The organism is Bradyrhizobium murdochi (assembly GCF_000472965.1).
Classification (GTDB): Bacteria; Pseudomonadota; Alphaproteobacteria; order Rhizobiales; family Xanthobacteraceae; genus Bradyrhizobium; species Bradyrhizobium murdochi.
In genome coordinates, this window is sequence record NZ_AXAU01000002.1 from 198,810 (window position 1) to 213,807 (window position 14,998).

A 14,998-nucleotide genomic window follows, 5' to 3' on the forward strand; every position below is an offset into this window, starting at 1 on the left:
GATCAGGAATTGGAAGATGGATAATCGCAGCAACATCTGGCGTGGCGTCGACACCATCAAGCCGCGCTTCATAGACTTGAGCGACCGGGTCTGGGCGATGCCCGAGATCTGCTACACCGAGGCGCGATCTTGCGCCGAACATCTCGCCGAGCTGCGTCATCAGGGTTTCCGCATCACGGAGCAGGTCGCAGGCATTCCCACCGCCCTGATGGGCGAATGGGGCGAAGGCGGACCCGTGATCGCCTTCCTTGGCGAATATGACGCCCTGCCCGGCCTCAGCCAGGCGGCTGGCGTCGCGGAACCTCGGCCGCTGGAAACCGGCGGCCATGGCCATGGTTGCGGCCACAATCTGCTCGGCTCCGCCGCCCTGCTCGCGGCCACCGCCGTGAAGGATTGGCTGGCCGAGCACAAGGTGCCGGGGCGCGTGCGCTATTACGGCTGCCCTGCGGAGGAAGGCGGAGCGGCGAAAGCCTTCATGGTGCGATCGGGCGCCTTCGACGACGCAGATATCGCAATTACCTGGCATCCTTCCAGCTTCTGGGAAGTCGTGGTGACGCCTTCGCTCGCCAACACCCGCGCCGATTTCATTTTCACCGGGCGCACCTCGCACGCCGCGGCCTCGCCGCATCTCGGCCGCAGCGCGCTGGATGCGGTCGAACTGATGAATGTCGGCGTCAACTATATGCGCGAGCACATGCCGAGCGACGCCCGCGTCCATTACGCCCTGCTCGACACCGGCGGCATCGCCCCCAACGTCGTGCAGGCCCATGCGCGCGTGCGCTATTCTATCCGCGCCCGCGACCTGCCCGGCATGAACGAACTGGTGGAACGCGTCCACAAGATCGCGCAGGGCGCGGCGCTGATGACCGAAACGAGCGTGGAGATGCGGATCATTTCCGCCGTCTCCAATTTGCTGCCCAACACCCCGCTCGAACAGGCCCTCCACGGCATCATGGAGGAACTCGGCCCGCCGCATTTCGACGAAGCCGATAAGGATTTCGCGCAAAAAATCCGCTCGACGCTGACCGAGAAAGATATCGCCACCGTCTACCATGCGATCGGCATGGAGCCGACCGACCGGCCGCTGGCCGATTTCATCGTGCCGCTGGACGCCAAGCGCACCCCGCTGATCGGCTCCACCGACGTCGGCGACGTGAGCTGGGTGGTGCCGACCGTCCAGGTTCACGCCCCGACCATTGCCATCGGCACCCCCTTGCACACCTGGCAGGTGGTGGCGCAGGGCAAGAGCCCGCACGCCCACAAGGCCATGGTGCAGGCCGCCAAGGCCATGGCGGGGCTGGGCGTCAAGGCGCTGACGGAACCGGGCCTGATCGCCGCCGCCAAGGCCGACCTGAACAAGCGCACCGCCCGCACCCCCTATGTCAGCCCGCTGCCGGACAGCGTGGCCCCGCCGCTGGACATGTCGCTGATCTGACCTGCTCCGGCCGATCCGGCGAACAAATTTTTTGCAGTGCAGAGCGCGATTCCGCCCGGTTTTGACGCGCCCGGGCCGCCCGATTGCCAAAGCGATGTGCGCCGCAGCGTGTTTCTGCCCAAGCAGAAATCATCGGCCTCCTCCATGCTGCCAATTGTTGACAGGCAGACGTTGACCTTTGGGGCATTTGATGTGCCAACTTACCAGGGGACATTTGACGCTGCCGCCCGGCGGCGCGCCGTACAACGCCAAAACCAGACGGGGACAACGATGCTGGACACCGAACTGCGAACCATGATCGACGAGGTGAAGAACGGGCGCATGGATCGCCGCGGCTTCGTTAAACGCATGATTGCTTTCGGCCTCACCGCGCCAATGGCCACGCAGATACTCGCCATGGGCGGTGTGGCGATGGCGCAGAGTCCCGCTCCTTACAAACCGACCAAGCGCGGCGGCGGTGGGCCGCTTAAACTGCTGTGGTGGCAGGGACCGACCCTGCTCAATCCGCATTTTGCCACCGGTACCAAGGACCAGGACGGTTCGCGCCTGTTCTACGAACCGCTCGCGAGCTGGGACGCCGCCGGCAACCTCTGTCCGATTCTTGCGGCTGAAATTCCGTCGATCCAGAACGGCGGTCTCGCTGCCGATGGCAAGTCGGTTACGTGGAAGCTTAAGCCGGGCGTCAAATGGCATGACGGCAAGCCATTCACTGCCGACGACGTCGTATTCAACTGGGAATACGCCCGCGATCCCGCCACCGCAGCGCTGACCATCGGTGTTTACCAGGACATCACCGTCGAAAAAGTCGACGATCTCACCGTACGCATCCTGTTCAAGAATCCCACCCCGTTCTGGGCCGATGCCTTTGTCGCGGTGGTCGGCTGCATCCTGCCCAAGCATCTGTTTGCGGATTACAAAGGCGCCAAATCGCGCGAGGCTCCGAACAATCTCAAGCCCGTCGGCACCGGTCCCTACAAGTTCGTCGAGTTCAAGCCGGGCGACCTCGTGCGCGGGGAAATCAATCCTGACTACCACATGCCGAACCGCCCCTACTTCGATACGATCGAGATCAAGGGCGGCGGCGATGCCGTCTCGGCGGCGCGCGCGGTGATTCAGACCGGCGAATATGACTATGCCTGGAACATGCAGGTGGAAGACGACGTCTTGCTGCGCCTGGAGAAGGGCGGCAAGGGCAAGACCGTCTACTCGACGGGCGGCGATATCGAATTCATTGCGCTGAACTTCACCGATCCCAACACCGAGGTCGACGGCGAACGTTCCTCGATGAAGACCAAGCATCCCCTGCTCTCCGATCCGGCCGTTCGCAAGGCGCTGGCACTCCTCGTCGACCGCGGCGCCATTCAAAAGCACATCTACGGTCGCGCCGGGCGTACCACGGCCAGCTTCCTCAACGGTCCCGACCAATTCGTCTCCAAGAACACGAAATGGGAGTTCAGCATCGAGAAGGCGACCCAGCTGCTGGAGGAGGCCGGATGGAAAGTCGGGGCCGACGGCATCCGGGAGAAAGACGGAAAGAAATTGAAACTCCTGTACCAGACCTCGATCAACGGCCCGCGCCAGAAGACCCAGGCGATCGTCAAGCAGGCCTGCCAGAAGGCCGGTATCGACATCGAATTGAAATCGGTCGTGGCCTCGGTCTTTTTCTCTTCGGATGTCGCCAATCCCGACACTTATTCCAAGTTCTATGCCGACATCGAGATGTTCCAGATTCCGATGACTCAGCCCGACCCGGCTCAGCATATGCGGCGCTTTCATTCGCGCTTCGTGGCCACCAAGGAAAACAAGTGGCAGGGCAGGAATTTCCCGCGCTGGGTCAACAAGGAGTTTGACGCTGCGATCGACGCGGCTGAGGCCGAAGTCGATCCGGTCAAGCGGGCCGCGTTCTACATCAAGGCCAACGACATCATGTGGCAGGACACGGTGGTCATCCCGGTGATGCACCGCCTGAAGGTCGGCGCGGCAACCAACTCGCTGCGCCCGGTGCTCAGCGGCTGGACCAACGACACCGACAATATCCAAGACTGGTACCGAGAGACCTGATAGCCCGGTACAGGCGGATCGTTTCTCATGCGGCAGTATATCCTGCGTCGCCTGCTGATTGCCGTGCCGAGCCTGCTCGGCATTTCGCTCGTTCTGTTCACGGTGCTTGCGCTGGCGCCCGGTGATCCGTTCGCAGAGCTCGCGACCAATCCCAACGTGCCGCCCGAAGTGGCAATGGCGCTTCGGGCCAAGTTCGGCCTCGATGATCCGGTCTATGTCCGCTACCTGCGCTGGCTCGCTGCCATGACGCAGGGCGACTGGGGCTTTTCCTTCGTCAGCCGGATGAACGTCGACACCCTCATCCTGCAGCGCCTGCCGACCACGCTCTATGTGATCGGTTCGGCGCAATTGCTTGCGCTTCTGATTGCCATACCGGTCGGCGTCTATGCCGCGACCAGGCCCTATTCGATCTTCGACCAGATCGCCAACACGCTCGCCTTCATCGGCTTTTCGCTGCCGACTTTCTTCACCGGGCTGCTATTCATCCTGATCTTCTCGATCACGCTGGACTGGCTGCCCTTTGTCTATTCCAGCGATATCAAGGCAACCGGGATACGCTGGCTTTTCGAGCATATCCGCCAGGCCATCATGCCGGTGATGGTGCTCGGCCTGTTCCAGGCGGCTTCGATGACGCGCTTCGTGCGTTCGGCCATGCTGGACGTGATCCGCCTTGACTACGTCACCACCGCCCGCGCCAAGGGCCTCGGGCAACCCCGGGTGATCGTCAAGCACGCGATGCGCAACGCGATGATCCCGGTCGTCACCCTGGTCGCGCTGCAGATGCCCGCCGTGTTCGGCGGCGCCATTGTCACCGAGCAGATATTCCGGATTCCGGGAATCGGCTCACTGCTGATTTCCTCTATCCTCTCCAACGACACGCCGGTTGTGATGGCCGTGACCTTCGTCTTCGCCTGTCTTGTGGTGCTCTTCAACCTGATCGCGGATATCCTCTATGGCTGGCTTGACCCTCGCATCTCCTTCCGCTGAGCGGCGGCCGGCCTGGTCGCCCTGGCGCGAGACGTGGCGGCGCTATCGCCGCCATAAGCTCGCCGTGGTCAGCGCGTTCCTGCTGCTTGTCCTGATCGCAGCGGTGGTATTCGGCCCATTCGTCTGGCGGGTCAGCATCAACGACATCGATTTCACTGCGCGCCTTGAGGGCCCCTCGCTCGCCCACCCCTTCGGCACCGATGATCTCGGACAGGATATCCTCGCCCGCATGATCTATGGTGGACGTATCTCGCTCGCGGTTGGGCTTGCTGCCATGGCGGTCGCCGTCCTCGTTGGTACGCTGATCGGTGCGCTCGCCGGCATGTCGCGCGGGGCGCTCGGGCACGCGCTGATGTGGCTGACCGACCTGTTCCTCTCGCTACCGCAACTGCCGCTGCTGCTGCTTCTGATCTATCTGTTCCGCGACGGGCTCAAATCCGTGTTCGGGCCCGAGGGCGGCATCTTCATCCTGATCGTGCTCGTCATCGGCGGCCTGCGCTGGATGCCGGTCGCGCGGCTGGTGCGCGCTCAGTTCCTCTCCTTGCGCGAGAAGGAATTCGTCGAAGCCGCGCGCGCGCTCGGCGCCAGCCCGTTGCGGCAGGTGGTGCGGCACATCCTGCCTAACGCAGTCGGCCCCGTGATCATCGCCGGCACCATCGACGTCGCCGCCGCGATCATCGCCGAATCGACGCTGTCGTTTCTCGGCCTCGGCTTTCCGCCGGATACCCCGACCTGGGGGCGGCTATTGTTCGACGCCAAGGATTATCTCGACATCGGTCCGCATTGGGCGTTGTTTCCAGGCGGCGCCATTTTCATCGCGGTCGTGGCCATCAATTTCATCGGCGACGGCATGCGCGATGCGCTCGATGCGAGGCGGGTGATCTGATGGCCCCATTGCTCGAAATCAAGGACCTGAAAACCCACTTCGCCACCGACGACGGCATGCTGAGGGCGGTCGACGGCGTCGATATCACGCTCAACAAGGGCGAGACGCTCTGCGTGGTCGGCGAGTCCGGCTGCGGCAAGACCGTGACAGCCATGTCGGTCCTGAAGCTCATTCCGATGCCGCCGGGCCGCATCGTTCAAGGCCAGATCCTGTTCGAAGGCCGCGATCTCGTGCCGCTCTCGAGCCACGAACTCGACGACATCCGCGCCAAGGATATCGGCTTCATCTTCCAGGAGCCGATGACCTCGCTCAACCCGGTGCTGACGGTCGGCGAGCAGGTTGCCGAGAGCCTGCGCCGCCATGAGGGCCTCTCGAACAAGGACGCGCTCGCCCGCACGGTCGAGATGTTCAAGCTGGTGCAGATCCCCAACGCGGAAGCCCGCGTCCATGATTACCCGCATCAGTTCTCGGGCGGCATGCGCCAGCGCGTCATGATCGCGATGGCGCTGGCTTGCAAGCCCAAGCTCGTCATCGCCGACGAGCCGACCACCGCGCTCGACGTGACCATCCAGGCGCAAATCCTCGATCTTCTGCAGGACATGAAGGAACGCTTTGGCATGGCGGTGATGCTGATCACCCACGCCATGGGCGTGGTGGCCGAAACCGCGCAGCGGGTCGTCGTCATGTATGCCGGCAAGGTGGTCGAAGAGGCTGATGTCGACAGCTTGTTCGAAAGCCCGCGCCATCCCTACACGCAGGGCCTGATCCGCTCGATCCCGCGCATCGATCTCGCCAGTGAGCACAAGACCCGGCTGGAGGCGATCGGCGGCACGGTGCCGATCTTGATCAATCCGGCGCCCGGCTGCCGCTTCGCGCCGCGCTGCCGCTACGCCTTTGGCCGTTGCGCGGAAGAGGAACCGCTTCTGCGCGAGGTCGCGCCCGGCCATCGCATGGCGTGTCACCTTGGAGAGAAGCAAGGAGTGGCACCATGAGCGAACCCCTGCTGCGCGTCACCGATCTGAAAAAGCACTTTCCCGTCAAGGGCGGGCTCCTTTCGCGCGAGGTCGGGCGCGTGCATGCGGTGGACGGCGTGTCGTTTGCAGTCAATCGCGGCGAAACGCTCGGGCTGGTCGGCGAGTCCGGCTGCGGCAAGTCCACCACCGCGCGCTGCGTGCTGCGCCTGGTCGAACCCAGCGAAGGCGAGATCGTCTTCGATGGGCGCGACGTGCGGGGCCTTTCCGGCGGCGACCTGCGCGCCATGCGGCGCAACATGCAGATCGTCTTCCAGGACCCCTTTGCCTCGCTCAATCCGCGCATGACGGTCGGCGCGATTCTCGGCGAAGCCTTCACCATCCACGCGCTCGCTTCCTCGGCAAGCGAGCGGGACGACCGCGTGGCGAGCCTGCTCGTCAAGGTCGGGCTGAAGGCCGATCATATGCGCCGCTACCCGCACGAATTTTCCGGCGGCCAGCGCCAGCGCATCGTGATTGCGCGCGCACTTGCGGTGGAGCCCAAGTTCATCGTCTGCGACGAGCCGGTTTCCGCGCTCGACGTCTCCATTCAGGCGCAGGTGATCAATCTGTTGGAAGACCTGCAGGCCGAGCTCGGGCTCACCTATCTGTTCGTCGCCCACGATCTCTCCGTGGTCGAGCATATTTCCGACCGCGTCGCGGTGATGTATCTCGGCCGCATCGTCGAGCTCGCTGACGCAAGCGACCTCTACCGCAATCCCCGACATCCCTACACGCAGGCGCTGCTTTCCGCCGTGCCGGTGCCGGACCCGAAGGTGAAGCGCAAGCGGATCCGGCTGCAGGGCGATGTACCCAGTCCGATGAACCCGCCGCGCGGCTGCCATTTCCACACCCGCTGCCCGATCGCCGAGCCGCGCTGCCGGGAAAGCGCGCCCGAACTGAAGCAGGGCAGCGACGGGCATTTCGTGGCGTGTCATCTGGCCTGACAGCGGCGGCTTATTCCGTCTGGCTATCCGCCGCTTCTCATGCGGCGGCGGCAAAGAATTCAATCCCTGAAAACAATACGGCCCCGCCCCGGCAGCGGTCGAACCACTCGTGCCGGGGCGGGGCCGAAATCAGATCGCGGCGCTAGTCTAGCGCGTCTGAATGCCGTTCTTGCGGATCAGGTCCGAAAGCTGGGACAAAAGCTCCCGAAGCCTGGCATTCTCCTCGATCAGCGCATGGGCTTCGTCGGCTTGTTCGTTTCGACGAAGTGCGGGCTCGTCCCCGCGCAGGGCATTCTCAAGCAGTGAAAGAGCGTCGTCGGTCGGTTCCTCAACCCAAAATGAAGGTTCAGCGCGGCGGTCTCGCTTATTAAGCTGCGGATGGTCTACTCGCATGATTGATACTCCAATTTTTAAAAAGCGGAACGTGCCCCCAGTCACCTTGTCGCGCGCGGAGAATGAGGTGAGTCGGCAGGCAAATTTGCGACTAAAATTGGAATCGTGCGGAGACGACCCCGGCGCTAAAGCGGCGTGATTGCGGCAAATCGTAAGGCCCACGCGGGCAAGCCTGCAGCCTGCGCGTGCGATCTAGAGAAACGTCGACAATTGATAGAGCGCGTAAAGGACTTCCAGCCCCATGAGAACGAGGGCTGCGATCATCAGATAATAACCAAAATGCATGCGGAATTTGAAACCAAAGCCTCTCGCGGCCTGTGCGGGCTCGCGCCAGGCCGTAAATCAAACTCGATACGCGTCGGAAGGGACAAGCCTCCGGCGAACCATGCGTCTGGCAACCAGGAACAAAAAGGCCTCCGCCGCCGCGGAAGTGACGCCTTTGCCTCTGCCTTGGTCGCGAGCCTCTTCTTGACCGGAGGTCTCTAGTTCGACGCCAGCTCGCCTGCTCACACGCCGTGGAAAATCTTGATTCCCCACAGCACGATGACGATGGCCAATACCAGCGTAGCCGCCGTCAGTACACTTTCTAAGGAAGCGACTCTCATACTAACTCTCCGCTTCCCAGCCCCGCTAACGGTCTAGGCGATTCGTTGATTCGACCGCAATCGCGCGATCACAATGGCTTGAACGTTGCTCGGCGGTTGTGTTTTAGAGGTCACATATCTGGCGTATGGCCGCGCATTTTGCCGCGATGACGCAGCCACGCGCCTGCGGAAACGGAAATGCCCGCCTCTCACGACAGTTTTTCGATTGAAGGGCCTTATTCGGGCCGGCTTGCCGGAACGTAGGAGCCGGTCGGAACCGGCGCGCTTCGCCGCCGCTCGGCGAGCGCCGCCAGGCGATCGTATTCTTCCGCCACCTTGAGCAGGCGCCCCTGATCTTTGACAGCAACCGCAGCTAGCTCCCTCGTCCGTTCCGCGCGCTTGCGCCAGTGCTCCGCATTGGTCAGGAAATCCGTCATCGGTACGCCCCTAAGGTGGTTTGCTCCCCAGCCCACCCCGACACGCCAGAAAGTCCGGCGGTACGTCAAAAATTAGGCCTAATCCGATCTGCCGTGTGACTCGAACGACGCACGAACTATCTGGCGAGCCTTTTCGCCGTTGCCTTTCCGACGCAAATTTGCCCCGGACTCAATGGAAAGTTGGTCGCTGAAAAGGCGACTGTGCCACCTTGTGATCAGGAAATTGTCATGAGTACCGAACATTCACTGCGTGCCAGACAGGCCGGCGTCGATGCATTTCGGGACGCCGGACATCGCGACAACGTCGTGCCGCTGCGTCGGGGCAAGTACGAGCCTCAAGCGCGGGATGCGCCGCTTCGAGGCGACGCCCTCCTTGCCGCGCTATCGCCCCTCCTCGACGAAGCCGACGGACTTCGCAGAGACGGCGCGCCGCAGCAGGAAAACGCCAATCTCAGGCTGCTGCTCGAGGAGAATGTCCGGCTGCGAAAGCTTGCGGTCAGGTTGTCGAACCTTCTTGGCGACCTTCCCGAACAAGGCAAGTGAGACCGGCCTTGCCCCGGCTCATCACGCATACGTCGCCGTAACGCTCCCGAACGGGCCGAAATCCGCGACATAGGTCTCACCGGGCTTCGGCCGCAACATGCCTGTCAGCGTTCCCGTGCTGACCGTCTGTCCCGCCTTCATCCCGATGCCGGTGCGCGAGAGCTCGTTGGCGAGCCAGGTGAGCGGCACCATCGGATGGTCAAGCGCCTCCCCCGCCGTGCCCTTTCGGCGCAGCGTGCCGTTGCAGGTCAACGACACTTCCTGCCCGGCGATGTCGCATGTCTTCCAATCAGGGATCGCGGCGCCGCAGACGATGGTGCCGCTTCCCGCGCCGTCGGCGAGGATCGCGGGCAGCGGCGGAAACGCGGCGTCGTGGACGAAGCGGCATTCGGCGAGTTCGATTCCCGTATGCAGCGACACTACCCCTTCGGTGACCTCCGCCAGCGTGTAGGGCTTTTCGCGCGGCGGCAGATCAACGCCCAGGCGCGCCTGATATTCGACTTCGGGAATCGGGCTGCAGAGTTTGGCATGCTCGACGCTGGCCGGCGACTCCATGATCGGTGCGAATACCCGGCCATAGATCGGCGAGTCCGTGCGAAGCTGACGCTGCAGCCCCTCCTTCATGCCGGCGATCTTCCAGCCGACGACCTCCCAGCCCAGTTCCTCCGCGACCATGCCGGCGACACGATAGGCTGTCGCCTTGTCGGGCGGCACCAGCCGTCGATCGAGGCCGCTCTGCGGCCGCCCCTCACGGCGCAGCGTCGCGAGCAGGCGGGCGAGTTCACGTTGGTGAGCGATGTCCATGACCTACCCCTGCACCAGCGCGGCAGCCTCGCGCATCGAGACCGGCGCTTCGCCAAGCAGCAAATCGATCGCTGCGTTCTCCCAATGCTGCGCCTGCAGATTGGTAGACGAAGGTTCGGCCAAGCGATGCTCGAGCACGAAACGCGAAAGCAGCAGGCGGCGTGCATCGCCGCCGGCATTGCCGAGGCGCGTGCCCTCGGACGCCAACAGCGCGGCCGTCGTGGCGTGGTAGAGCTTTCCGGCGGCGATCCTGCAAAAGCGCTCGTTCTCGGGATCCGCCGCAACCTGTTCCGCAAACCGCATCGCATCCGTCAGCGCGCCGGAAAGGCGCGTCCGAAACTGACCCGGCATCCCGGCCGTGTCTTCCAGGCGGCGGCCGAGATCGTCGCGCAACGCCTCATGGCCCCGCGCTTTTCCGACCGCGCGCTGGACCGCATCGAGCGCGTTGATGTTGCTGGTGCCTTCCCACAACAGGCCGAGATGGGCATCGCGAACCAGCCGCGCGTTCGGCCAGTCCTCGATGTAGCCATTGCCGCCGCGGGCCTCCATCGCACCCGTGGCGACCGTGACATTGTCCCGGCACGCCCGATATTTTGCGATCGGCGTCAGCAGCCGCAGCACCTTGTCGGACGCGGTCGCCGAGTACAGTAGCGCCGACAGTGCCTGCTCGGTCGGGACCATCAGCTTGAGCAACTGCCGGCGCATCAGCGGATGATTGATCACGGCGCGCCCGAACGCGTTGCGATGACGCGTGGCGATCATCGCCTCATTGAGGCATCGCCGCATCATGCCGGCCGCGCGCGCGAGGTGCGACACCCGGCTCGAATTCACCATGACCAGCATGTGCTTGAGGCCCTGATCTAGCTCGCCGAGCTGGTAGGCTGTGGCGCCCTCGAACACGATCTCGCCGCTTGCCATGGTGCGGCTGCCGAGCTTGTCCTTCAACCGCAGGATCCGGTACGAATTCCGCCGTCCATCGGGAAGCACTTTGGGCATCAGGAACAGGCCGAGCCCGCGACCGCCCGCCACCGCGCCCTCGGGCCGGGCGAGCAGCACCGCCAGTTCGGCGTCGACGTTAGAGCAGAACCACTTTTCGCCCCACAGCTTCCAATCCTGGCCATCGCTGACAGCAACGAGTTCACCGGCGCCCACATCGGAGCCGCCGGTTTTCTCGGTCATGAATTGCGCGCACTTGAGCAGCGCGGCAGGATCCTGGCTCCACATCCGTTCGAGATATCGCTGGCGCAGCTCATCCGTGCCGAAACGGCGCACAAGCTCCGAAGAGCTGTCGGTGAGGTTGACCGGGCAAAGCAGGCCGAACTCGGCTTGCGCGAACAGATAGTGAAAAACGTATTTTGCGATCGGCGGCATCGGCGACGGCCAGCCCAAGACGCCGGCGCGGTTGCACATCGCGTGCATACCGAATTTTCCGAACGCGATGCTTTCCATCTCGCGGTACGCAGGGTGATACTCGACCCATTCCTCGTCGCGGCCATAGCCGTCGCGCGGATGCAGCACCGGTTGATGGCGCTCGGCTTGGTCCGACAAATCGTGCAGCCGGCCTCCGGCGAGTTCGCCGAGTTCCGAAAGGTGCGGCGCGAGATGCGCCAGCAGTGCTGCCTCCATGTAATGGGGCAAGAGGTCGCGCAGGCTTTGGTCGAGCGAGTAAAAGTTCAGCCCGCGACAGGTGGGCGCCAGTGCCCTGGAGCGCCGCGCCGCCGCCTCGCGGCCGGTCAGATCGACATGAATGGTCATGGACATCTCCCTCGGCTCCGCCCGCCCGGGCGCACCGGCCTGGACGATATCTGCGGAGAATAATATCGGCGTATGAGCCGGGGAGCGTCCGTGCAAACGACTTCTTGGGTCGGGGGCTTGAGCCAGACTCAACGCTGCGGTTCCCCCGTTTGCCGGCCGGTCCTTTTGAACTAAGCTCCCGCGATGGCATCACGACGACTTCCTCCCTTGCATGCGGTGCGGGCGTTCGAGGCCGCCGCACGCCACTTGTCGATCACCCGGGCGGCCGACGAACTGAACGTGACCGTCGGCGCCGTGAGCCGGCACGTGCGCGCCCTGGAAGCGCGAATGGGGACCGCGCTCTTTCTGCGCGGCTCGCGCGGTCTGGTTCTCACCTCCGCGGGCAAGACCTTCGCCGATTCCGCCCGCGAGGCACTGGACCGGATCGCAGATGCCGCCGACGGGCTGCGGTTGCGGCGTTTCAGGCGGCTTTCGATCGGGGTCTACGGCTTCTTCGTCTCGCGCTTCCTGCTGCCGATCTGGCCTACGCTCAATGCGGCCTATCCCGATCTGGAAGTCGACCTGCACACGAGCTCGAATCCGCTCGACTTGCTCGCCAGCCGTTACGATGCGGTGATCGCCGTCTCGGACGGGCAGCCTCGCGCCGGGCTCGTCACCCATTCGTTGATGCCGATTGCGACCGTGCCGGTCTGCGCGCCGGAGTTCATGAAAAACGGCGCTGTGGATTTCGCAACCGTTCCTCTCCTGCATGCGCGGCCGCGCCCGGACGATTGGCGGCGGTGGCTCGATCACGCGCAATTCGCCGACGTGCCCGTTCAGGGCGGCAGCAGCTTCGAAAGCCTCGGCCTGACCATTGAAGCCGCCGCCGCCGGCATGGGCGTCGCCATCGCCATCGACGGCCTTCTCGCGCCGGATCTCGCACGCGGCAATCTCGTCAAGGCCCATCCAATCGTTCGCCCGACGCGCCGGCAGTTCGTGCTCGAATACGAGCAGCGCATGGCTGACGAACCGGCGCTGACGGCGTTCGTCGCCTGGCTGAACAATGCACGCGACCAGCCGGCGCCGAAGAAGCCCGCCGCGAAGAAGACAACCGCGAAGGCAGGCTCAGAATACGCGCGTTGAGTTTCACTCAAGGCGCGTTCAAAAAAGCTCGTTTGCCAGCCTGGCGCTGCTCTGACACAGACACTCCGACGGTTCAAGGCGCAGCCCTTCGCGCCGAAAGGAGCAGGCATGACGACGCCCCAGGACGACTGGCAGTATCCCTACGGCACCCGGCAGCGCTATCATCTGCAGCACGTCCACCTGTTCGCGTCCAACATCGACGCGACGATCGACTTCTATCGAAAATGGTTTGATGCGGAGGTGAAGTGGGACGGTGACGTCGCCGGCGCTCGCAACGTCTTCGTGAAGGTCGGCATCGGTGCGCTGCATCTCTACGACCAGCAGCCGCGAGGCGAAGGCAAGAACGCCGTTCATCATTTGGGAATGCAGGTCGTCGGCATCGAGGAGCTATACGAGCGAATGAAAGCCGCAGGCCTGCACATTCCGAATCCGATCCGCAAACTTGGCGGCGGAGGCGGCTATTTCATGCTCGGCGCTCCGGACGGAGTCGTGGTCGAAATATTCGAGCCGGGCCCGCTTCGCGAACCCGTGGTTCGCGAGTATTACGGCTTTGGCGGATGAGACGTAGACGGTAGCGCACGCGCAGCACCCTCGCATCAAGTATCTTGGCTCACCGCGATCCGCCGTTCCGGCCGCCGGATGTTTTCACGTTCGCCGTATGAACCAAACTCACGCAAGATCTTGTCTCTGTCCTCGGACGAGATGACCGATCTGGGCGCCGACCGGCTGGCCTTTTTCTCGAGCAAAGCGTGCCGAAAGCCAAATCGGCAGATCACGCTATCCAGACTCTCATCGCTGCGCCGAAGGCGGCGGCCATGAAAATCCATCCACTTCTCGATCCGCTGCAAACTCAGGCGTCCGAGGCCAGGCTGCCCAAGGAGTTCGCCCCTGGTATGGAGCGACGCAATCTCGAGAAGGTAGTTGATGCGCGTGGATGGCTCCTTGCTGACGAGCCCCGCGTGATGACTGCGAACCAGTATGGTTGCAATTCGCTCCGGCAGATAGCTATCGATATGCTGCTCGAGAGGGACGGATTTTATCATGACCGGTTCCACGTTAAATATCTGCCGATGCGATTGAGAATGAATCTATCAGCACCGCAAGCGCACGTGATCAGGGCTTCTCTCAGTTAGATGGATTCTAAGTCAGATCACCTCGACACGGGCCGCTATACATCCGGGGGTTGCATACGGTTGCACATTGGTCGATAAGCCCGTGCCATGGCCAACTCCCTGAAGGCTCGACAAGGACCATTTGCCGCATCGCTTTCAATGGCGCATGCAAGCGTCTCCCTCGCGTGGTCGATCGCCGTTAAATGCGCGGCTCCGCAGGATCAATTGCGGATGCGATGGTTGGGCGATGCGGATATCACGAGGCCGGTCGGACGGCTGGAACTGGAAGAGATCGTTCTCTGGCTGGCAGCAACACCTCCATCGCGGGAGATCGCTGCCGGCGAACCCGGCATGCTCAGCGTCGAGCGAGCTGCGAAGGTGCTCGATGCCGATGAGACCGATCGCATGGGGCGATTTCTGCACATAGAAGATCGAATGAGCTATCTGGCTGCGCATGCGGGCGTTCGCCTCATGCTTGGCGGGCTTGTCGGTCAACCGGCCGAAGCCCTGCGGTTTCAACCGTCGGAGCATGGCAAGCCCATGCTCGTTGCCGGTCCAGTCGAGATCGACTTCAGCCTGAGTCACGCGAGGGGCTCTGTCGCCGTTGCAGCGGCCCGCATGCCGATCGGCGTCGATATCGAACCGCTGCGGGAAATCGCCGATATGGATTCGGTCGCCGAAATCGTTCTGGCGGCAGAAGAGCGGGAGGTTCTACGGAACGCTCCCGCGGCGCTTCGGCCCCAGCTCTTTCTTCGCTACTGGACCATCAAGGAAGCCTTGCTGAAGGCGGCCGCACTCGGATTCACGATAGCTCCGAACACTGTGATCGTCGACGCAGGCCCGTCACCTGCCGTGCTGTCGGCGCCAGCCGCACTTGGCTCCGCCGAAGAGTGGCTACTCATCGCGCCCGCCATCTGATGGC

The 14,998-nt window shown here is 63.3% G+C and carries 15 protein-coding genes; 10 read left to right on the forward strand and 5 right to left on the reverse strand.

Going from position 1 to position 14,998, the window contains the following annotated elements; genetic code table 11:
- Positions 1-16: 16 nt before the first annotated feature.
- The 6 genes from YUO_RS0108420 (at position 17) to YUO_RS0108445 (ending at position 7,326) form a co-directional block, all read left to right on the forward strand.
- A complete protein-coding gene (locus tag YUO_RS0108420) occupies positions 17-1,435 on the forward strand; it encodes a M20 family metallopeptidase (protein ID WP_028346853.1) in 1,419 nt (472 codons plus the stop codon).
- Between the two features lie 270 nt (positions 1,436-1,705).
- The gene (locus YUO_RS0108425; RefSeq protein WP_028346854.1) at positions 1,706-3,496 is read left to right on the forward strand and encodes a peptide ABC transporter substrate-binding protein; all 1,791 of its coding nucleotides are present in this window, start codon (positions 1,706-1,708) and stop codon (positions 3,494-3,496) included.
- Between the two features lie 27 nt (positions 3,497-3,523).
- A complete protein-coding gene (locus tag YUO_RS0108430; RefSeq protein WP_028346855.1) occupies positions 3,524-4,483 on the forward strand; it encodes an ABC transporter permease in 960 nt (319 codons plus the stop codon).
- Positions 4,449-5,369, forward strand: coding sequence for an ABC transporter permease (locus tag YUO_RS0108435; RefSeq protein WP_028346856.1), 921 nt, complete (start codon positions 4,449-4,451; stop codon positions 5,367-5,369). The genes YUO_RS0108430 and YUO_RS0108435 overlap by 35 nt, the downstream gene beginning before the upstream one ends.
- Positions 5,369-6,361 carry an ABC transporter ATP-binding protein gene (locus tag YUO_RS0108440; RefSeq protein ID WP_028346857.1) on the forward strand — a complete coding sequence of 331 codons (993 nt, stop codon included), beginning with the start codon at positions 5,369-5,371 and terminating at the stop codon, positions 6,359-6,361. Before YUO_RS0108435 ends, YUO_RS0108440 begins: the two co-directional genes overlap by 1 nt.
- Positions 6,358-7,326 (forward strand): ABC transporter ATP-binding protein, encoded by a 969-nt coding sequence (locus YUO_RS0108445; RefSeq protein WP_028346858.1) that lies wholly within the window; start codon positions 6,358-6,360, stop codon positions 7,324-7,326. Before YUO_RS0108440 ends, YUO_RS0108445 begins: the two co-directional genes overlap by 4 nt.
- Before the next feature lie 147 nt (positions 7,327-7,473).
- Here YUO_RS0108445 and YUO_RS0108450 read toward each other — a convergent pair whose 3' ends face one another.
- Entirely contained in the window at positions 7,474-7,719 is a 246-nt protein-coding gene (locus YUO_RS0108450) for a hypothetical protein (protein WP_028346859.1), read from the reverse strand.
- An 820-nt stretch (positions 7,720-8,539) separates the two neighbouring features.
- Positions 8,540-8,740, reverse strand: a complete 201-nt coding sequence (locus tag YUO_RS40210; protein ID WP_035726311.1) for a hypothetical protein — start codon at positions 8,738-8,740, stop codon at positions 8,540-8,542.
- 228 nt (positions 8,741-8,968) lie between these two features.
- Between YUO_RS40210 and YUO_RS0108465 the strand changes: the two genes are divergently transcribed.
- The gene (locus YUO_RS0108465; RefSeq protein ID WP_028346860.1) at positions 8,969-9,283 is read left to right on the forward strand and encodes a hypothetical protein; all 315 of its coding nucleotides are present in this window, start codon (positions 8,969-8,971) and stop codon (positions 9,281-9,283) included.
- A gap of 21 nt (positions 9,284-9,304) precedes the next feature.
- On the opposite strand, the gene YUO_RS0108470 is transcribed toward YUO_RS0108465, so the two are convergent.
- Both YUO_RS0108470 and YUO_RS0108475 read right to left on the reverse strand, forming a co-directional pair.
- Positions 9,305-10,087, reverse strand: coding sequence for a 2-keto-4-pentenoate hydratase (locus YUO_RS0108470; RefSeq protein ID WP_028346861.1), 783 nt, complete (start codon positions 10,085-10,087; stop codon positions 9,305-9,307).
- Positions 10,088-10,090: 3 nt separating this feature from the next.
- Positions 10,091-11,842 (reverse strand): acyl-CoA dehydrogenase family protein, encoded by a 1,752-nt coding sequence (locus YUO_RS0108475; protein ID WP_051379322.1) that lies wholly within the window; start codon positions 11,840-11,842, stop codon positions 10,091-10,093.
- 183 nt (positions 11,843-12,025) lie between these two features.
- Here YUO_RS0108475 and YUO_RS40215 point away from each other — a divergent pair, with 183 nt between their 5' ends.
- Positions 12,026-12,964: a LysR substrate-binding domain-containing protein gene (locus YUO_RS40215; RefSeq protein ID WP_083754527.1), complete on the forward strand. Its 939-nt coding sequence runs from the start codon at positions 12,026-12,028 to the stop codon at positions 12,962-12,964.
- 108 nt (positions 12,965-13,072) lie between these two features.
- The gene (locus tag YUO_RS0108485) at positions 13,073-13,525 is read left to right on the forward strand and encodes a VOC family protein (protein WP_028346863.1); all 453 of its coding nucleotides are present in this window, start codon (positions 13,073-13,075) and stop codon (positions 13,523-13,525) included.
- 35 nt (positions 13,526-13,560) lie between these two features.
- On the opposite strand, the gene YUO_RS43720 is transcribed toward YUO_RS0108485, so the two are convergent.
- A complete protein-coding gene (locus tag YUO_RS43720; protein WP_051379324.1) occupies positions 13,561-14,007 on the reverse strand; it encodes a hypothetical protein in 447 nt (148 codons plus the stop codon).
- Between the two features lie 300 nt (positions 14,008-14,307).
- Here YUO_RS43720 and YUO_RS43725 point away from each other — a divergent pair, with 300 nt between their 5' ends.
- The gene (locus YUO_RS43725; RefSeq protein ID WP_198028008.1) at positions 14,308-14,994 is read left to right on the forward strand and encodes a 4'-phosphopantetheinyl transferase family protein; all 687 of its coding nucleotides are present in this window, start codon (positions 14,308-14,310) and stop codon (positions 14,992-14,994) included.
- The last annotated feature ends 4 nt before the right edge of the window (positions 14,995-14,998 follow it).

Coding starts and splice junctions, on each gene's coding strand:
- YUO_RS0108450 (WP_028346859.1), bottom strand. CDS start 7,719: ATGCGAGTAGACCATCCGCAGCTTAATAAGCGAGACCGCCGCGCTGAA.
- YUO_RS0108470 (WP_028346861.1), bottom strand. CDS start 10,087: ATGGACATCGCTCACCAACGTGAACTCGCCCGCCTGCTCGCGACGCTG.
- YUO_RS0108485 (WP_028346863.1), top strand. CDS start 13,073: ATGACGACGCCCCAGGACGACTGGCAGTATCCCTACGGCACCCGGCAG.
- YUO_RS0108445 (WP_028346858.1), top strand. CDS start 6,358: ATGAGCGAACCCCTGCTGCGCGTCACCGATCTGAAAAAGCACTTTCCC.
- YUO_RS0108430 (WP_028346855.1), top strand. CDS start 3,524: ATGCGGCAGTATATCCTGCGTCGCCTGCTGATTGCCGTGCCGAGCCTG.
- YUO_RS0108440 (WP_028346857.1), top strand. CDS start 5,369: ATGGCCCCATTGCTCGAAATCAAGGACCTGAAAACCCACTTCGCCACC.
- YUO_RS0108425 (WP_028346854.1), top strand. CDS start 1,706: ATGCTGGACACCGAACTGCGAACCATGATCGACGAGGTGAAGAACGGG.
- YUO_RS43725 (WP_198028008.1), top strand. CDS start 14,308: ATGCGATGGTTGGGCGATGCGGATATCACGAGGCCGGTCGGACGGCTG.
- YUO_RS40215 (WP_083754527.1), top strand. CDS start 12,026: ATGGCATCACGACGACTTCCTCCCTTGCATGCGGTGCGGGCGTTCGAG.
- YUO_RS0108465 (WP_028346860.1), top strand. CDS start 8,969: ATGAGTACCGAACATTCACTGCGTGCCAGACAGGCCGGCGTCGATGCA.
- YUO_RS0108475 (WP_051379322.1), bottom strand. CDS start 11,842: ATGACCATTCATGTCGATCTGACCGGCCGCGAGGCGGCGGCGCGGCGC.
- YUO_RS40210 (WP_035726311.1), bottom strand. CDS start 8,740: ATGACGGATTTCCTGACCAATGCGGAGCACTGGCGCAAGCGCGCGGAA.
- YUO_RS43720 (WP_051379324.1), bottom strand. CDS start 14,007: ATGATAAAATCCGTCCCTCTCGAGCAGCATATCGATAGCTATCTGCCG.
- YUO_RS0108435 (WP_028346856.1), top strand. CDS start 4,449: ATGGCTGGCTTGACCCTCGCATCTCCTTCCGCTGAGCGGCGGCCGGCC.
- YUO_RS0108420 (WP_028346853.1), top strand. CDS start 17: ATGGATAATCGCAGCAACATCTGGCGTGGCGTCGACACCATCAAGCCG.